The 13963-nt window shown below is 44.1% G+C and carries 16 protein-coding genes; 13 read left to right on the top strand and 3 right to left on the bottom strand.

Annotated elements, in window-relative coordinates; genetic code table 11:
- Positions 1 to 247: 247 nt before the first annotated feature.
- The 4 genes from pdhA (at position 248) to lpdA (ending at position 5220) form a co-directional block, all read left to right on the top strand.
- Entirely contained in the window at positions 248 to 1363 is a 1116-nt protein-coding gene (gene pdhA / locus BTA30_RS21160) for a pyruvate dehydrogenase (acetyl-transferring) E1 component subunit alpha (RefSeq protein ID WP_076763854.1), read from the top strand.
- A 3-nt stretch (positions 1364 to 1366) separates the two neighbouring features.
- Positions 1367 to 2344 (top strand): pyruvate dehydrogenase complex E1 component subunit beta, encoded by a 978-nt coding sequence (gene pdhB, locus BTA30_RS21155; protein WP_076763852.1) that lies wholly within the window; start codon positions 1367 to 1369, stop codon positions 2342 to 2344.
- 160 nt (positions 2345 to 2504) lie between these two features.
- On the top strand, positions 2505 to 3803 hold the full coding sequence (locus tag BTA30_RS21150; protein ID WP_076763850.1) for a dihydrolipoamide acetyltransferase family protein: 1299 nt from the start codon (positions 2505 to 2507) through the stop codon (positions 3801 to 3803).
- Between the two features lie 4 nt (positions 3804 to 3807).
- A complete protein-coding gene (gene lpdA / locus BTA30_RS21145; protein WP_076763848.1) occupies positions 3808 to 5220 on the top strand; it encodes a dihydrolipoyl dehydrogenase in 1413 nt (470 codons plus the stop codon).
- Between the two features lie 125 nt (positions 5221 to 5345).
- Here the strand turns inward: lpdA and BTA30_RS21140 are convergent, their stop codons facing one another.
- Positions 5346 to 5657 carry a hypothetical protein gene (locus tag BTA30_RS21140; protein ID WP_239693589.1) on the bottom strand — a complete coding sequence of 104 codons (312 nt, stop codon included), beginning with the start codon at positions 5655 to 5657 and terminating at the stop codon, positions 5346 to 5348.
- Positions 5658 to 6123: 466 nt separating this feature from the next.
- Here BTA30_RS21140 and BTA30_RS21135 point away from each other — a divergent pair, with 466 nt between their 5' ends.
- Positions 6124 to 6243 carry a GapA-binding peptide SR1P gene (locus BTA30_RS21135; RefSeq protein WP_076763845.1) on the top strand — a complete coding sequence of 40 codons (120 nt, stop codon included), beginning with the start codon at positions 6124 to 6126 and terminating at the stop codon, positions 6241 to 6243.
- A gap of 45 nt (positions 6244 to 6288) precedes the next feature.
- On the opposite strand, the gene BTA30_RS21130 is transcribed toward BTA30_RS21135, so the two are convergent.
- The gene (locus tag BTA30_RS21130; protein WP_094777370.1) at positions 6289 to 7758 is read right to left on the bottom strand and encodes an aminotransferase class I/II-fold pyridoxal phosphate-dependent enzyme; all 1470 of its coding nucleotides are present in this window, start codon (positions 7756 to 7758) and stop codon (positions 6289 to 6291) included.
- A 237-nt stretch (positions 7759 to 7995) separates the two neighbouring features.
- On the opposite strand from BTA30_RS21130, the gene BTA30_RS21125 reads away from it, so the two are divergent.
- Positions 7996 to 8268, top strand: coding sequence for a UPF0223 family protein (locus BTA30_RS21125; RefSeq protein ID WP_076763841.1), 273 nt, complete (start codon positions 7996 to 7998; stop codon positions 8266 to 8268).
- A 28-nt stretch (positions 8269 to 8296) separates the two neighbouring features.
- On the opposite strand, the gene BTA30_RS21120 is transcribed toward BTA30_RS21125, so the two are convergent.
- Positions 8297 to 8935, bottom strand: coding sequence for a YktB family protein (locus BTA30_RS21120; protein ID WP_076763839.1), 639 nt, complete (start codon positions 8933 to 8935; stop codon positions 8297 to 8299).
- A gap of 243 nt (positions 8936 to 9178) precedes the next feature.
- On the opposite strand from BTA30_RS21120, the gene BTA30_RS21115 reads away from it, so the two are divergent.
- The 7 genes from BTA30_RS21115 (at position 9179) to BTA30_RS21085 (ending at position 13882) form a co-directional block, all read left to right on the top strand.
- Positions 9179 to 9367 carry a YkzI domain-containing protein gene (locus BTA30_RS21115; protein WP_076763838.1) on the top strand — a complete coding sequence of 63 codons (189 nt, stop codon included), beginning with the start codon at positions 9179 to 9181 and terminating at the stop codon, positions 9365 to 9367.
- Positions 9368 to 9506: 139 nt separating this feature from the next.
- A complete protein-coding gene (locus BTA30_RS21110; protein ID WP_076763836.1) occupies positions 9507 to 10301 on the top strand; it encodes an inositol monophosphatase family protein in 795 nt (264 codons plus the stop codon).
- Positions 10294 to 10758 (top strand): GNAT family N-acetyltransferase, encoded by a 465-nt coding sequence (locus tag BTA30_RS21105; RefSeq protein WP_076763833.1) that lies wholly within the window; start codon positions 10294 to 10296, stop codon positions 10756 to 10758. Before BTA30_RS21110 ends, BTA30_RS21105 begins: the two co-directional genes overlap by 8 nt.
- A gap of 119 nt (positions 10759 to 10877) precedes the next feature.
- Positions 10878 to 12806 carry a hypothetical protein gene (locus BTA30_RS21100; protein WP_076763832.1) on the top strand — a complete coding sequence of 643 codons (1929 nt, stop codon included), beginning with the start codon at positions 10878 to 10880 and terminating at the stop codon, positions 12804 to 12806.
- Positions 12796 to 13065, top strand: a complete 270-nt coding sequence (locus BTA30_RS21095; RefSeq protein ID WP_076763829.1) for a hypothetical protein — start codon at positions 12796 to 12798, stop codon at positions 13063 to 13065. The genes BTA30_RS21100 and BTA30_RS21095 overlap by 11 nt, the downstream gene beginning before the upstream one ends.
- Positions 13066 to 13581: a sigma-70 family RNA polymerase sigma factor gene (locus BTA30_RS21090; protein WP_076763827.1), complete on the top strand. Its 516-nt coding sequence runs from the start codon at positions 13066 to 13068 to the stop codon at positions 13579 to 13581.
- Between the two features lie 4 nt (positions 13582 to 13585).
- Complete coding sequence (locus tag BTA30_RS21085; protein WP_076763826.1) at positions 13586 to 13882, top strand: anti-sigma factor family protein; 297 nt, start codon at positions 13586 to 13588, stop codon at positions 13880 to 13882.
- Positions 13883 to 13963 lie beyond the last annotated feature (81 nt).

The following is a 13963-nucleotide window of genomic DNA, read 5'->3' as shown; positions in this document are numbered from 1 at the left end:
GACGAGTATGATTCACTGGTGTAAACTTAGCCTTGGTGGAACTTGTTGTATTAGTTTGTTGCAAATGATAAATGATACAGTTTTAGAATGCGGTGTGCTGTCCTTACATAAAAGTTTCGACAACAACCAAAGCGGCTAATATGAAATAAATATGAGTTGCGCCCGTCAATTTAGGACACCCTAATTTTGTATGTATAAAGGGATACACGTCTATGACTGTCAAAAGAAAGGAAGAGGTGACTTTAATATGGCTGCAAAAACGAAAAAAGCAATCGTTGATAGTAAAAAGCAATTTGATGCCATTAAAAAGCAGTTCGAAACGTTTCAAATTTTGAATGAAAAAGGCGAAGTCGTTAATGAAGCGGCAATGCCGGATTTATCAGACGATCAATTAAAAGAATTAATGCGCCGCATGGTGTATACGCGTATCTTAGATCAGCGTTCTATTTCTTTAAACAGACAAGGCCGTCTCGGATTCTATGCGCCGACTGCCGGTCAGGAAGCTTCGCAGATTGCTACGCATTTTGCGCTTGAGAAAGAAGACTTTGTTCTTCCAGGCTACCGTGATGTTCCGCAGCTGATCTGGCACGGACTTCCGCTTTATCAGGCATTCTTGTTCTCACGCGGACATTTCCGGGGAAATCAAATGCCGGAAGATGTTAATGCGCTTTCACCACAAATCATCATCGGTGCGCAGTACATTCAGACAGCCGGTGTGGCACTTGGTCTGAAAAAACGCGGCAAACAGGCTGTAGCCATCACTTATACAGGTGACGGAGGCGCTTCCCAAGGGGATTTCTACGAAGGAATCAACTTTGCGGGTGCTTATAAAGCTCCGGCGATCTTCGTTGTTCAAAACAACCGTTATGCGATCTCTACACCTGTTGAAAAACAATCAGCAGCTCAGACTATTGCTCAAAAAGCTGCAGCTGCAGGCATCGCCGGCGTTCAAGTAGACGGAATGGATGCGCTTGCTGTATACGCCGCAACACGTGAAGCACGTGAGCGCGCTGTCAGCGGTGAGGGTCCAACACTGATCGAAACGCTTTGCTTCCGCTACGGACCTCATACAATGGCGGGGGATGATCCGACGAAATACCGCACGAAAGAAATCGAGAATGAGTGGGAGCAGAAAGATCCGCTTGTACGTTTCCGCAAATTCTTGGAAAACAAAGGTTTATGGTCTGAAGAAGACGAAAACAAGGTAATTGAAGAAGCGAAAGAAGAGATCAAACAGGCGATCAAAAAAGCTGACGAAGAGCCGAAGCAAAAAGTGACCGACCTGATCGACATCATGTATGAAGAGCTTCCTTACAACCTTGCAGAACAAAAGGAAATTTATAAAGAGAAGGAGTCGAAGTAAGCCATGGCGCAAATGACAATGATTCAAGCAATCACTGATGCGTTACGCACAGAACTGAAAAATGACGAAAATGTCTTAGTTTTCGGAGAAGACGTCGGTGTTAACGGCGGTGTGTTCCGTGCGACTGAAGGATTGCAAAAAGAGTTTGGTGAGGATCGCGTATTTGACACTCCTCTTGCTGAATCTGGTATCGGCGGTCTTGCACTCGGTATGGGCTTACAAGGTTTCCGTCCGGTAATGGAAATTCAATTTTTCGGATTCGTATATGAAGTTATGGATTCGGTTTCCGGCCAAATGGCGCGGATGCGCTACCGTTCCGGCGGCCGCTGGACTTCTCCTGTTACAATCCGTTCTCCGTTTGGCGGCGGTGTTCACACACCTGAGCTTCATGCAGACAGCCTTGAAGGACTTGTTGCACAGCAGCCTGGACTTAAAGTCGTCATTCCTTCAACTCCATATGATGCAAAAGGACTTTTGATTTCCGCGATCCGCGATAATGATCCGGTTGTCTTCCTTGAGCACATGAAGCTTTACCGTTCATTCCGTCAGGAAGTTCCTGAAGAGGAATATACAATTGAAATTGGCAAAGCCGATGTGAAGCGCGAAGGAACAGATCTTTCCATCATCACATACGGAGCAATGGTACACGAATCATTAAAAGCAGCAGAAGAGCTTGAAAAAGAAGGCGTATCTGCCGAGGTTGTTGACCTTCGCACAGTAAGTCCGCTTGATATTGACACGATCATCGCATCTGTTGAAAAAACAGGACGCGCAATCGTCGTCCAAGAAGCGCAAAAACAAGCCGGAGTAGCGGCGAATGTCGTTGCGGAAATCAATGACCGCGCGATCCTGAGCCTTGAAGCGCCAGTGCTTCGCGTAACTGCTCCTGATACGGTGTTTGCGTTCTCCCAAGCTGAAAGCGTATGGCTTCCAAACCATAAAGACGTGCTTGAAACTGCAAAAAAAGTATTGGAATTTTAATCAAATCCGACTATTCAAAAGGGGAAAGATGACATCAGTCCTTTTCCCTTCATGCATTTCCACAGTCAGGCGGGGAATTTTAGCCGTATAACTGACAGTTGGCCGAAAACAGGCTGACGAACTATATCAACTACGTAATTATCTTAGGAGGTCGAGAACTGTGGCATTTGAATTTAAACTTCCGGATATCGGGGAAGGAATCCACGAGGGCGAAATCGTCAAATGGTTCGTCAAACCAAACGACGAGGTAAACGAAGACGACGTTTTGGCAGAGGTGCAAAACGATAAAGCTGTTGTAGAAATTCCTTCACCTGTTAAAGGAAAAGTATTAGAATTAAAAGTTGAAGAGGGAACAGTCGCAACCGTCGGGCAGACAATCATTACATTTGACGCACCAGGTTACGAAGATCTTCAGTTTAAAGGAAGCGACGAATCTAGCGAAGCTAAAACAGAAGAAGCTGATCAAAAAGAAGCTGAAGCACCTGCTCAAGAAACAGGCGCAACTCAGCAGGATCAAGAGGATGCAGATCCGAATAAACGCGTCATCGCAATGCCTTCTGTTCGTAAGTATGCCCGTGAAAAAGGCGTTGAAATCGCGAAGGTTGCCGGTTCCGGCAAAAACGGACGTGTTCTTAAAGAAGATATCGACAGCTTCTTAAACGGAGGAGCTGCGGTGGAAGCTCAACCTGAACAAGCGGAAGAAAAAGCAGCACCTGCTGCACAGCCGGCAGCTGCAGCTCAAGTGCCGGAAGGCGAACTCCCTGAAACACGCGAAAAAATGAGCGGAATCCGCAAAGCCATCGCAAAAGCTATGGTGAATTCAAAACATACTGCTCCACACGTTACATTAATGGACGAAGTCGATGTTACAAACCTTGTGGCACACCGCAAACAGTTTAAACAAGTTGCGGCTGACCAAGGCATTAAGCTGACATACTTGCCATATGTAGTAAAAGCTTTAACATCAGCTCTTAAAAAGTACCCTGTACTGAACACATCAATCGACGATAATACAGACGAAGTGATTCAGAAGCACTACTTCAACATCGGTATTGCTGCAGACACTGAAAAAGGCCTGCTTGTGCCGGTTGTGAAAAATGCGGACCGCAAAGCTGTATTTGAGATTTCAAACGAAATCAACGAACTTGCGACAAAAGCACGCGATGGCAAGCTTGCTCCTGCTGAAATGAAAGGCGCTTCTTGCACAATTACAAACATCGGTTCTGCCGGCGGACAATGGTTCACACCGGTTATCAACCACCCTGAGGTTGCTATCCTAGGAATCGGCCGCATCGCTGAAAAAGCTGTTGTACGCGACGGTGAAATTGTTGCTGCACCTGTTCTAGCTCTTTCTCTAAGCTTTGACCACCGTATGATCGACGGAGCAACTGCACAAAACGCGTTAAATCACATCAAGCGTTTACTGAACGATCCACAATTAATTTTAATGGAGGCGTAATGTAATGGTAGTAGGAGATTTCCCTATTGAAACAGATACTCTTGTCATTGGTGCGGGACCTGGCGGCTATGTAGCTGCCATCCGCGCCGCTCAGCTTGGACAAAAAGTAACAATCGTTGAGAAAGCAACTCTTGGAGGCGTATGTCTGAATGTCGGATGTATTCCTTCAAAAGCGCTGATCAATGCAGGCCACCGTTATGAGAATGCAAAGCATTCTGATGATATGGGGATCACTGCTGAGAACGTAACAGTGGACTTTACAAAAGTTCAAGAATGGAAAGCCTCTGTTGTGAATAAGCTTACTGGCGGTGTTGAAGGCCTTCTTAAAGGCAACAAAGTCGATATCGTTAAAGGTGAAGCATATTTTGTAGACAGCAATTCTGTTCGCGTTATGGATGAGAATTCAGCTCAAACTTACACGTTCAAAAATGTCATTATCGCAACTGGTTCTCGTCCTATTGAATTGCCAAACTTTAAATATAGCGACCGCGTTTTGAATTCAACTGGTGCATTGGCGCTTAAAGAAATTCCTAAAAAGCTCGTTGTTATTGGAGGCGGCTACATCGGAACAGAGCTTGGCACAGCATATGCCAACTTTGGAACGGAAGTTGTCGTTCTTGAAGGCGGAGACGAAATCCTTCCAGGCTTTGAGAAGCAAATGAGCTCTCTTGTCAAACGCAACCTTAAGAAAAAAGGCAACGTAGAAATTCATACTAAAGCGATGGCTAAAGGCGTAGAAGAAAAAGCAGACGGCGTTACTGTCACTTTTGAAGTAAAAGGTGAAGAGCAAACCATTGATGCAGACTACGTGCTTGTCACTGTCGGACGCGTTCCAAACACTGATGAACTTGGACTTGAACAAGTCGGCGTCGAAATGACGGACCGCGGCATCATCAAAACAGATAAACAATGCCGTACAAACGTTTCGAACTTCTATGCAATCGGTGATATTATCGAAGGACCGCCGCTTGCTCATAAAGCATCTTATGAAGGCAAAATCGCTGCTGAAGCGATTGCTGGAGAAGCAGCGGAAATCGACTATCTTGGAATTCCTGCGGTTGTCTTCTCTGAGCCTGAGCTTGCATCAGTCGGTTATACTGAAGCACAAGCTAAAGAGGAAGGCCTTGAAGTCACTGCTGCCAAATTCCCATTTGCAGCAAACGGCCGCGCGCTGTCATTAAATGAAACCGATGGTTTCCTTAAACTTGTGACACGCAAAGAAGACGGACTTGTCATCGGTGCACAGATCGCCGGCGCAAGCGCTTCTGATATGATTTCTGAGCTGAGCTTGGCAATCGAAGCAGGAATGACTGCTGAAGACATTGCGATGACAATTCACGCTCACCCGACATTGGGAGAAATCACAATGGAAGCTGCAGAAGTAGCGATCGGAATGCCTGTTCACGTCGTAAAATAACAATCAAAAAATCCCCCGGGAAACCGGGGGATTTTATTATCCTTCTTTCAGCGTGACCCGAANNCCTGACAACGAATGCGAGGGTTTGTCGACACGCTGAAATCCCCCGGTTTCCGGGGGATTTTTTATTGTTTTAGCTGCTTCTCGAGAAGCTTAACGATTTTTTCTTTATCTTTTATTTTTCCTTCAATTTTGACCAGTACTTTTTTATGATCGACAAGCAGCAAGCTTGGAAATGTGTTGACTTCTTTTTCCCACTTTCCCTTCTTATTTAAGATTTCCATATTTGAAACCTGTGCGGGAAATTCCTTTTTTAATTCTAAAAGCGCATCATAATAAGCCACTTCCCGTTCCATATGCTCGTCATCTGAAAAAAAGATAAGCTTGGTGTGGCGCTGATCGGCGCTTTGACTCTGGTCTGCCATGATCTGAGACAATGAACATCCACTCATTAAAAATAAGAAACAAATTGCGGTGAAAATAGCTCGAAACAACATGACGTCTCTTCACCTCTCTATAAAAATGCAAGCCGATTTTCCTGTTCTGTTATTTTCGTTCAATTAGTAAACAATTCCTATTTTATCATGATCCTAGAAAAATTCTTAGCTTGTTACCCAATTGTTACATAAATGATAACTCTTGTTTTATTCATATGTCACTTAATATTGGGTCAAAAGGCTTATTGATTGTATCGTCTCAAAAATCGTTCTGTTCAGTTTCGGGGATTGAATATGATGGAAGAGGAAGAGTCTGCATGTTTGACAGCACTGGTTGCTGAAAAATGCATAAAAATAATTTAAATGTGTTATACAATTTGCCGTTGACAACATTAATGTGACATCATATTATAGAGATAATCAAAGATTAAACGCTTCCATTTTGAAATGAAAAGGGGAATGAGAGATGGGCACGATCATTTGTCAAGACTGTAACGAGACCATTCAGCATTTTGAAGATGAGAAAGTGACAATCCTTTACGGAACGTGCGGACAGTGCAACTGCCATCTTGAGGAGAAAGAATAGAAAAAAAGCATGCGGCCGTTTGCTTGTGCCGCATGCTTTTATTTTTTACAGGATTGCCTGCTGTTCCTTGATGACGCGGATCATGTGAAGCGTGTCATCTTCCGGACCCTGAACAGGAAGGCCTGCTTCAAGGTTCTTTTCAATGTAGTTTATATTTTCTTCCGTAATGATTTCACCGGGAATGAAGATCGGAATCCCAGGGGGATAGACCATGACAAATTCCGCAATGATTCTTCCAGCTGCTTTTTCGAACGGTACGATTTCCGTATTGGCATAAAAAGCATCACGGGGTGTCATGGCGAGCGCCGGTATATCAGGCAGAAGCACTTCAGGTTTTTTGCCTTCTTCAAATGAAGCGGCCTGATGAGCGATTTCTGCCAGTGCTTGAATAAGCATTTCTGCATCTTCTTTGCGATCTCCCGGCGTAAAAATACAAAGAATGTTGTATAAGTCTGAAAGTTCTACTTCAATATGATATGACTCGCGAAGCCATTTTTCCACATCATGTCCTGTCAAACCGAGATTTTTTACAGAAATGATCAGTTTTGTCGGGTCATAATCATAAGCCGCTTTTGAGCCGAGAATGTCCCTGCCGACACAGAAGAGGCCTTTTATGTTATTGATGCGCTTCCGCGTTTCATCGGCAAGCTTGATCGTTTGGCCGATTAATTCATGTCCTACTGTCGCTAAACGCTTTCTGGCGACATCGAGGGAAGCGAGCAATAAGTAGGACGTCGATGTCGTCGTCATCATGCTTAAAATCGATTGGACCCGCTCTTTTGAGACGAGCCCTTCTTTTAAATTAAGGACTGAGCTTTGTGTAAGAGAGCCTCCCAGCTTATGAACACTCGTTGCTGCCATATCAGCCCCAGCCTGCATCGCTGAAAGGGGAAGCTCTTCATGGAAGTGGATATGGACCCCGTGTGCTTCATCAACGAGCACAGGAACGTTGAATGAATGGGCAAGTTCCACGATGCTTCTTAAATCAGCAGCAATGCCAAAGTAAGTCGGATTGATGACAAGAAGCCCTTTAGCATCCGGATGCTCCTCAAGCGCTTTTTTTGCAGATTCAGGGGTGATGCCGTGGGAGATTCCCAGTTCATCATCGATTTCCGGATGAATGAAGATTGGTAAAGCCCCGGAAAAGACGATCGCTGACATCACCGATTTATGGACGTTTCTCGGCACAATAATTTTGTCTCCCGGTCCGCAGACAGCCATCACCATTGTCATGATGGCGCCGCTTGTTCCCTGAACGGAAAAAAACGTGTAATCGGCTCCGAATGCTTCCGCAGCCAAGTCTTGCGCCTCTTTGATGATCCCTTTTGGAGCGTGTAAATCATCAAGCGGTTCGATATTGATTAAATCTATGCTTAAAGCATTTTCACCGATAAACTGCCTGAATTCAGGGTCCATACCAGACCCTTTTTTATGGCCCGGAATATGGAATTGAACCGGGTTTCCGCCGGCATGCTTTTTTAATCCTGTAAATAGGGGTGTTTCGTGCTGCAACAATTGTTTTCCCACCTTCATTAAAATGCCTGCTACTTCTTGATGTCTATTCTTTATCAAAAATCATCGGTTTATTTTTAAGTTTTCCTTGATGGCATAAAACAAATGAATTATATTATGTTCTTGAAAGATTGTAAAGAACAATTTATGATCTTTCTGCCAGAGGATAGACATCAAAAAGAAAACGAATACTAAACAAACAAAGCCGCTTGGGGCGAACTGTACAAGGAGATGAGTCAAATGGAAGGATATCAATATCCGATGAATGAAGACTGGACGACAGATGAAGCGATAGACGTCATTTCGTTTTTCCAAACCGTTGAACTCGCATATGAGAAAGGTGTCGAGCGCGAGGTGTTATTGAGCGCCTACCGCCGATTTAAAGAAATTGTTCCCGGTAAAGCCGAGGAAAAAAAACTATGCAGCCAGTTTGAAGAAGCGAGCGATTATTCACCGTATCAGACAGTCAAAAAAGCAAAAGAACAAACGGAAGATCATAAACTCAAAATGTAAAAAAGGGATGAGCTATTACATCCCTTTTTTATCCATTCACAGCTTTCTGCGTCAGGCGGTAAAGGAAAGCTAGCTTTTCAAAAGAAGCTTCGATTTCAGACAAAAATTCCTCTTCGCTCATTTCGAGCACCTCATCTTTTGAAAGCTGGATTCCGCAGAGCGCTTCCGCCTTTTTGACCTTAACCAATCGGTCAAACAGCTTTTCCAGTTCCTCTTCATTCATATCAGAAGCTTTGTGCGCTTCCGGCTTCGTGTGATCAGCCGACCAGAAAAAGCCGTTTGGAATACGGTTCTTAATGTCTGACAAGCGGTCTTTAAAAAGCTGGCCGTATTCTTGCTTTAGCGGAGACTCATAGATTAATGCAAACCAGACGAAAACATGAGTTTTCCACAAGCCGATTTGGAAATGAGGCAGTTTTTTATAGCCGCGCTTGTTGTTTGCGAAAGCGACCCAGCTGTCATCTGGGGGATTGACTGAACGTCGCGCATGCTTTGCTACGTGAACGAACATTTCGTCTCCTGTAAGGGCGGACAGAACAGGTGCAAAATGCTCACCAAGCCCCTGGAGCTTCGGGCGTACGGTTTCTTTCAGAACGCCCATCCGCGCATCTAAACCTTCTATTGTAAATGTGTCAAAATCCTCTTCAGTAAAACGCAGATTGTTCATTTTTTTCCTCCTTGTCCAATCAGTAATGATATTTTATCACAGTTGTTTTTTTAAACAAAAAATTACGTTTCATCATGCGATTTTCCGGGAATCGTTAGGTAAACACACAATTTTGAGAATGACGTTACGAATGTTTTAGCAATTCATACGATATGAATAAGAAATTGATATAAATGCCGAAAGAGCTATGACCAGAAGGATGCTTCTTGAAAATCAATTTTCTCTGGAAGGGGCGTAGGGCAAATGAAACCAATTGTAAAACAAGGGGTTAAGGAAGAAAAAGACAATCGGGCTGCCGTTTGGAGACTTGAGGTCGATTATGAATTAGCGACGCTTTTTGAAGCCATGGAACAAAAGGATGAAACCCAGGTTGAGCTGAGCAAGCGTAAACTGGAACGGTTAAGAAAAGAATGGATCAGATTACATGGGTGAAACCATAATAAAAACGAACCGTCTGACAGGTTCGTTTTTATCTGAGCGCCCTGGCTTTTTTCGTTTTTCTTGATTTTTCCCGATTCATACCAGTATGCTATGAATAAATAATAGGTATACATAGAAAAGAGGTTGTGAGATGACAAACTGGAAGGAAATCGACCGCCTGGCCAAGAGCTGGGTGAAAGAGGCAGGTCAGAAAATTAAACAATCCATGAAAGAAAAAATGACGATTGAAACAAAATCGAATCCCAATGACCTTGTCACGAACATTGATAAAGAAACAGAACGTTTTTTCATTGAAAAAATCCAATCGGTTTTTCCGGATCATCATATTCTTGGCGAAGAAGGTCAGGGGGACAAGCTTACGTCTTTGGACGGGATCGTCTGGATTATCGATCCGATCGACGGAACGATGAATTTTATTCACCAAAAACGCAATTTTGCGATTTCAATCGGCATTTTTGAAAACGGGAAAGGCAAAATCGGCCTTATTTATGATGTCACCCATGATGAGCTGTACCATGCGATTCAAGGCGAAGGCGCTTATATGAACGATACAAAGCTTGGCAACATGAAGGAAGTCCGGCTTGAAGAAGCGATTCTTGCCATCAATGCGACTTGGATCACAGAAAACAGACGGATCGATCCAAGCGTTTTATCACCTCTCGTCAAGCGGGTCAGGGGGACGCGTTCTTACGGGTCAGCAGCTTTAGAGCTCGCTTATGTGGCGGCCGGAAGAATGGATGTTTATGTGACGATGAGGCTTGCGCCTTGGGACTATGCGGCGGGGTGCATTCTTCTTGATGAAGTCGGCGGTACATATACAACGCTTGATGGAAAACCGCTCAATTTTCTCGAAAACAACAGCATCGTAGCCGGCAACCCGGCCGCTCACCGGACGATTTTCACAGACTATCTGCCGCATGAATAGCAGACCTTTTTCTCCTTCTGATCTGGCCTTTTTTGAAAAGGTGATTGAAGTGAGCCCTGAATGGGCCGAAGAAGAGCTAAAGGAAGAAAGCGCGGAAGCTTATATGCGCTCCTATGCGATGTATAACGGAGAATGGCTGATTTGGGAAAAGGGCGGCCGTCCGGCTGCTGTCAGCTTTCATCTCGACTGGGCGCCTTCAAATGACAAACCGTGGCTCGGAACATTGCTGATCCATCCCGATTTTCGTCAAAAGGGTCTGGCCAAAGAAGTGATCAAAACCATTGGAAAACGCTTGAATGAGAAGGGCCATAAAGCGCTCTTTGCAGCGGTGCCTTATGAAAGGGACGGATGGCTGAACATGCTGACCCGTTCAGGATTTGAACAGCTGAAAACAGAAAAAGATGATAAGGGAAAAAGATATTTGATTATGGTTTTGCCGCTTGCTTCTGTGAAATGATGCGAAAATGAGACTTGTTTTAAAACAAGTCTCATTTTTTTATGATTTGCTGAAACATTATGCCAAACCGTTTGTCTAAGATGATGAGGCCTTAATTTTATGCAAAGGAATTGTGTTTAATGATTGAATTATTCAGTGATTATGTGTTGCATTTTGAACGCTATTTTGTTTTAAGCAGACAGAGCATGCAGGTCATCCAGTGGTGTTTAACAGGGCTTGCTCTTCTTTATGCCGTTTCATTTCATCCGAAAGTCAACAGGCGGAGCCTCTTTTTTTACGCAGGCATCGGTCTCAGGCTGATTTTGATTTTGACACTTTCATTTGAACTGACCCATCAAATGAAAGCCGCTGAATTTTCCAATCTGTACATAGATGGACAGAGCGCACTTCTCCCGTTTATGCAGTTTTTGCTGTTCGGCTATATTTTGCTTGTCTCTTTTCACTATATGATGACGCTGACGGAAAAAGGGGGCAAGGGGCTGTTCTTTGTATTTGACATTGCGGTGATGACGATGCCGTTTTTCCAAGCGTTGTTCAGCTTCTTTGTCTATTTGACAGAATACGGAGCTGAACTTGATCAATTGCTGGTCGTCTTGGCACTGATGGCCGGGGTTCCCGTGTTGATGCTCTGTTTGTTTTTTCAGCTTTATTGGAAGAGGAATCGTTATGTACTTCTAGGTATTTTTTACACGGTAACGCTCGGCGGCTTCTTCACCAAAAAATTCGGCTATGAATTTTTTCCGCTGAGCGTATTTCTGACCATGCTCGGTTTTCTTATGACTTATCACCTGCTGAATGGATCAGCAAAGCCCTATCTGCTGATGAAACGCGTTTTAGCCGCAGGTACCGCTGTATTTTTTACGCTTCTTCTCAATCCTTTTTACAATTTGGCAGATGCGGCTTTTACGGTCTCGCATCCGTACGTTTCAGACGTGTTTGATGCAAATATTCAGCCTGTTTCCGTGAAAGAGGCGCGAAAGACTGTCAGCTCGTTTTTTCCGGCGGACGGCTTTATCTATTTGACAGACACCAATCAGGATTTTCATAATGTCTATCATTTTAAAACGAAGAATTACGAGGCGGACGTCGACGGCTGGACGGGAATGGTCAGCAATTATCACAATCAGCAGGAGCCTAATGGGGATGCACTGTCTGATCAGGCATATATAAAGCGGTCGATGCAATTTCTGCAGGAACACGGCCGCGAACTTGACAAACAAAGCATCAAGACAAAGGTAAGCCGTGATGATGGTGAAGTCGCTGTCGAATTTTACCGTGATGGTCAGGACCCCGACTTCAACTTGGTGAGGCTGGCGTGGCGGAAGGAAACACTGATGGAATTTTCCGAGGACGCCTCTGTTTACAGCTTAGAAAGCATTAAACAAATTCGCGTATCTGATCAAGACATCAAGCGGAATGTTGCAGCGGTCTATCGAAAGCTGGACATGCCTGTTCCTTCGTATCAGCTGACAAACATCGATTTAAGTTTTTCATACAGCCTGAATTCGGCAGCCATCCGAGTAAAGACAAAAGACGGAACTGAAATGGATTTCCATCCTGTTACCGGAACATTAACGGGTATTTCGTTCAAGTCTGAAAACGCCTTGCCTTATCGCGGATCAGCGCTTGAAAAACGCTTGCTTTCTTTATTTGATCAAGACCTTTCACAGCTGAACAAGGTAGAGTCAGAAGAGAATGTGACAGACTTTCAAAAAAAAGAAAGCGGAACTGTGCTAAAGGCCGGCTGGATCATGACGAAACATGAAGAAGGAACTTATATTACAGTAAGAAGGTATGATGATCGGCAAGCTGATGAAAAACCGCCCTTCACTTATTCCGACGGGGAAAAAGCCTTTCAAAAAGTGTCTGAACATTATCAAAAAGGTTTGGTCTATCATAAGCGGACCAAGCTCGCGATCGTTTCGGACGGAGATCGGAAGAGCCGTTATGTATGGCTTGTCATCATCCAGCGGTTCGGCTCAAATGAACATGACGCATACCTGGTTGATGCCGTGACATATGAGGTGAAAAGTTTTGATGACAACTGAAGAAAAAGAAGCCGTGTTTATCGATTTGTATGAGCTGTATCAAGAAGGTGAACTTGAAGAGGAAACCATGATCTGGATGAAAGAACATGAGTGTTTCTATCAAGAAAAGGCTGAAGCAGCAGTGCGGAGCATAGACCCCCCCGGCATGCAGAATGCAGAAGATTACCAGCAAGTCCGTCATATGATGATCTTTGTTTATTCATTATATGCCGCCTTTCTGCTCCTTTCGATTTGGATGACGGTGTGGTTTTTTTTCTAAATGGCTAACAATAAAAAACAAACGATTGAAGAACTGTACAGGGAGTTTTATCATGACATTATGTACTATTTATACAGACGGACCAATCAGCTTGAGACGGCGAAAGACTTGGCGCAGGACACCTTCTTGAAAGCATTTGCGGGCTTGGAGTCTTTCAGAGGGCATTCATCGATCAAAACCTGGCTTTATACGATTGCACATCATACATTTATCAACTGGTACAGAAAAGATAAAAAAATACAATTTTCCGATGTTGCGGCCTGCGGCGACATGGAACAGCATACATTTGAAATACCTGAGCATCATCTGGCAAACGCCGTACGGCGGGAAGAGCTGAAACAGCACATTGATCAGCTGAAGGAACATTACCAGACTGTGCTCATTTTAAGAGAGTTTCAGGATCTGTCATATGAAGAAATAGCAGAAGTGCTGAACTGGAAGCTGTCAAAGGTAAAAACCAATCTTCACCGGGCCCGCCTGGAGCTGAAAAAAAGCTTGGAAGGCAGGGAGGTTTAATAGTATGGATTGTCATCTTGTAAGAGATTTGCTGCCTTTATATATAGAAGGAGATTGCAGCCGAAAAACAGAAAGCTTGGTCAGCGCGCACTTAGATACGTGCGGTGCTTGCCGAGAAATGTATGAAATGATGGGGGAGCCTGTCATGATTTACGATGACGGTGAAGTGCTGAAGGAGACAGGGGAAGAGGAAGAACAAAAGTTTAGGAAGACATACTATCAGCGGCTGATCCTCACCGGGGCAGCGCTGTTTTGCGGAGGCTACTTTCTGATGCTTTTAATTTATCTTTTCTTTTTATAAAAAAACTGACGGTTTTACCGCCAGTTTTTTTAGTCTTATGTCAGGCTGTGGTGCAACGCTTCATAAATGGACTTTAGCTGC

This window comes from Bacillus swezeyi, from assembly GCF_001969815.1.
Taxonomy (GTDB): domain Bacteria; phylum Bacillota; class Bacilli; order Bacillales; family Bacillaceae; genus Bacillus; species Bacillus swezeyi.
The sequence above is the reverse complement of the archived record's forward strand: the minus strand, read 5'-3'. Positions and strand labels throughout refer to the sequence as shown.